Origin of the sequence: Pseudonocardia sp. ICBG1293 (assembly GCF_020131355.1) — a bacterium.
Taxonomy (GTDB): Bacteria; Actinomycetota; Actinomycetes; order Mycobacteriales; family Pseudonocardiaceae; genus Pseudonocardia.
The window spans coordinates 1-4129 of the sequence record NZ_JAHLEL010000078.1; the positions used below are offsets into that span (position 1 = coordinate 1).

2 protein-coding genes are annotated in these 4129 nt (G+C 61.7%); both read left to right on the forward strand.

Going from position 1 to position 4129, the window contains the following annotated elements; genetic code table 11:
- Positions 1-261: 261 nt before the first annotated feature.
- Entirely contained in the window at positions 262-411 is a 150-nt protein-coding gene (locus KPF47_RS36440; RefSeq protein ID WP_224392938.1) for a hypothetical protein, read from the forward strand.
- Positions 412-591: 180 nt separating this feature from the next.
- Positions 592-930, forward strand: a complete 339-nt coding sequence (locus KPF47_RS36445; protein ID WP_224392939.1) for a hypothetical protein — start codon at positions 592-594, stop codon at positions 928-930.
- The last annotated feature ends 3199 nt before the right edge of the window (positions 931-4129 follow it).

The following is a 4129-nucleotide window of genomic DNA, read 5'->3' on the forward strand; positions in this document are numbered from 1 at the left end:
CGAACGACAGCGACTGTTCTCGGCGATGGGCGGGGAAATGCTTATCGGCCGGACTGAGGCGGCGGAGCCCCTAGCTAAGCGGTTCGGGTCCCGCAAGATCGGTGAAGCTGGGTTGCAGTTATCGGAGTCAGAGTTTACAGGGACGGGGAGTCTTCGGCGGCAGGATGCGTATCTGTTGGACCCGAACCGGGTGCGACAGCTACCGGACGGCACTGGATTCACGCGACTTCGGAGAAGGTTACCTACGGGGTAGTGAAGCCCGTGGACAAGACGAGGCGGCTTCCGAGCAAGGTCATCACCGGTTCAGCAAAGCGGAACCTGCTGGTGGCCGGGCATGCGAAGCAACCGGTTGCCCTACTCAAGGCCCGGACGAAGACCCTGGAGGAGCAGATTCCGGGGTGGAAGAAATGACCACCTTGTCCCGGGAGGCGGCTGCGCAGCGCCTCAAAGTATCACCTGCGGCCAGTCCACAAGACCTACACTCTGCCTACCGGAAAGCAGCCAGAGCCCACCACCCGGATATCGGAGGCTCGAAGGAGGAGTTTCCAAAACATCTGCGATGCCTACACCTATCTTCTCGCTGAAGCATGGGTGGACACCCCGGAAGAGTCACGGCCAGACCCGGCACGGGGATTCGGACCGGTGGTGTGGGTCCGGAGCAAATTCACCTTCCTAGCCATCGTTCTCGGGATGGTGGAAGCGGCGGTGCTGATCCTGATCCCGATCTTCATCGGAGTCGCGTTCTACTCAGCGGTCGTAACTCTGGTCGCGACCGCACTGACCATCCGCCTAGACTACCTGGCGATAGGTCGACCACTGAGTAAAAAGACCACCGCAGAAGGAGCAGAGAGCGACCAAGGTTGGGATACCGGACCGATCCCCACCATGACGGCTGAGCGGATGGAGAGGTTCGAGCGGGACGGCTACTAGTAGTTCTCGGCAAGGTAGGGCGGGCCTCGGTAGGGGCCCGCCCTACCTTTGTGTGTCGAGAACGCTAACTATTGCGATGGGGGCTTCCGGTGAGCGGTCATCGGGCCTTGAGCGGCACGGCGGGCTGGGTGGATCTGGCGGCGGAAGCGGCGGCCGCGGTGGGGTCGGGGTCGGCGTTCGGTGCAGGGCTCGCCCTTGACCGCGGAGCAGGTGGGCAGTAGGCGGTCCCGATCTCCCACGGGACTCGCATGCCTCGGTCGATACCCACGGGGACAGACCCTAGAGCCCGAGCTGGCGGTGGCAAGACCCGGCGCGACACGCCGACGACCTGGGCAAACACACAGATGCCCCCGCCGGAGCGGGGCATCTGGTTCACTGTGAGCTGAACACAACACAAATGAATGGTCAGGATAGCGGCCAGACGCTCCCGGGCACCAGCGACACGCTCGTCACGCCTCCCAGATGCATCGAGAACTGGGTCATCAAACGTCCCGGCCCAGGGTCCGGTCCCTCAGAAGGTAAAAACCTGCAGCTGGACCAGATCAGCAGCAGCCGTTGCTCCACAGGATGGAGCGGAACACGGCAGGCCCAGGCTGACCCCCGCAGAGGGGGTGCGCATCGGACGTGTTCAACGCAGTAGCCGATGCGACAGACTGACTGACACATCCCGCCCTGGGGCATCAGTAGTAACGCGGTGCCCGGGACACGCGACCGAAGCAACCGACCGACGGCAGACAAGCCGCGACCGTTCGATCCGAGTCTCCCCCCTACCCGGTCAACCTTGCGCATCCGCGCGCCGTTGACCGGGTAGGGGGGGGGCTCCCTTCGCTGCCCTCCCTCTGGCAGGCAGGACAAGCAAACTGCTCTAGCAGGCAGTAGAGAAGCCCCCGACCCCGGCAAAAGCCGGTTGCTTCCAGGGGCGTGGTGTACAACCTCGTCGCTGGACAGCGGCGAGGCGTCGGGATGTGACCGCGTGATGACGACCACGACTGCGCTCACCGCCTAGATCGACCCACGAAAGCTCACGAGGCGGCCATCTTCATCCACCACGTCAGCGGACATGACCGATCGTCGCGGCGGGCAGATCACCGACCACTACGCCAGACCCGACCACCACCGACCGACCGCTTGTCCCGAGCGAACCAAATGGGGGGCAACTCCATAGGCATTCTGGAATCTGACTTCTGAGACTTTGCGCACCGGGAACAATTCACCCACTTTCCAGAGAGCCCTAGCTGCCCAGCCCTCGATTGTCTAAGGTGAATTGAAGTAGTCAAGCTGAACAGGAGAGGTAGCTTGTCCCCGAGACCAATCGTCCGCCGCGCCGTGGTTATCGCCGCTGCCGTAGCTATCGCGCTGGGCGTTGCAGCACCAGCGGCATCCGCCGTGGAGTCCCCGAAGTCAAACGATCCGACAGGAGAGGCTCTGGCGCCAAAAGGAAGTGCCGGTTCGAGTTGCGACACATATGTAACGCGTAACCCGACCACAGGGGACGCGACTGTCGTCGCAGACTCTTGTTCGTCTGATCCAGTTCTCAGAGACGCCGCGAAGAATGAGATGGAGAAGCAGCGAAACTACGCGCTTCCGCGGATTCCGGTCCTAGTTGAATTGTGGTCACTTCCTGACTATAAGGGAGCTGTCCGCCATATCTACGGCAAGGACGGACCCTGTGACGCGCTGGGATACTCACTTCGGAGCCTCAGTAAGGTCAACAACGGGATGAGTGGAATCCGATCCTATATTGCAGAAAACGGCTGCACTGCTCAGAGAATATATACTAACCCAAGCTTTCAAGAAACCGGAAGCCGATGTTTTGGCACTCACCACAACTGGGTCGGAGGATGGCATGACGGCGCCGTCAGGTCTATGAAACTGTGGAGGCACTACTGATTGACACATGAATGAACACACAGCGGGTGTCGACGACCCGGACACAGCGGGTGAACGTGCAGATGTCGATGACATCGGGACCAGTTGACATGCATCACAGGGGAGACGCCGGATGGAGAGTTCGTTATCGCATTCAAGGGGATCGCTCCGGATGAATTAGACATCCCGGCGCACGTATTTACCGAGGGCGGACACCCCGAGAGCGAAGTTGCGCGCTATGTTCGAGAGCGTGGTGACGCTCTCGACGGTCATAGTAGATACGTGTACGTCTGCAGTAGCTTCAACGAGGAGCATCCTCCCAGCGCGCAGCTAGTGGTTGAAAAAGAGTCGCCGCGGATCACATCCTTGATCCGCGGCGACTCTTTGTCTATCTCGGATTCCTGGGGAACGGTGAGGGGCAGAGTGCACCACTAATGGAGTAACGATTCCCCAAACTCTGTCTGAGAGAGGAAGTAACAGTAGAGGATGCCCGGCACGAGCCCTCGAGCCGGGACGGCTACTAGCTGTTCCTGAGTGCTGTCGTCGATACGGCGGTAGGGAGACAGGGCGGACCCCCGGGTGGGGGTCCGCCCTGTTTTTGTGTGTGAGCGGGTTTTGCTTGGAGGTTCTTTCGGCCCTGTCCGTCATCTGGGCGTAGCCAGACCTGGGGTCTCCCAGAATGCAAGGGTGGGGTGTCCCTTGCATTCTGGGAGACCCCAGGTATCCGTTGTGGCAGATGTCGGACAGGGCCGAAAGAACCGGGGCTTCCTGTCCGGAGTCTGCCGGGGTTCGGGCGGCGAGCGCCCGACCCCCGGAGGGATTCCGCCGAAGGCGGAACAAAAAGCGAAGGTCAAAGGCAGACGCTCGCCGCTGGGCAGGCTCCGGACAGGAGGACAAACCCGGCTGAATAGGCGAGGGCTAATGCACGGTTCCTCACCCCAGGATCGGGGTTGGGGGCCTCCTGCCCATCACCTGCCCAAGGGATACCAGGGCTTAGTGAGGGGGCAACCCGAACCTCATGGGTTGCCCCCTCACTAAGCCCTGGTCTGGCTGCGCCCAGGTGACGGACAGGAGGCCCCCAACCCCTAGGGGTGCGCCCTCCGGGCGCACCCCACACGAGCGACCTCACGGTCACTCCAACAGGGCATTGCGAGCCAAGAGGGGTTTGTGTACGGTGTGAAACCACATGGAATAGCATTGAAACCCCATGGCTAGTGCCATGGGTGGAAAACAGGGGTTTAGGGCGGTGGGGGAGGGGGTTGACCTGCGGTTATAGGGGTGGGCCTTCCCGCCGCCGCCGCGCGACACCTCGGTCCCTCTGCTTCGCGAC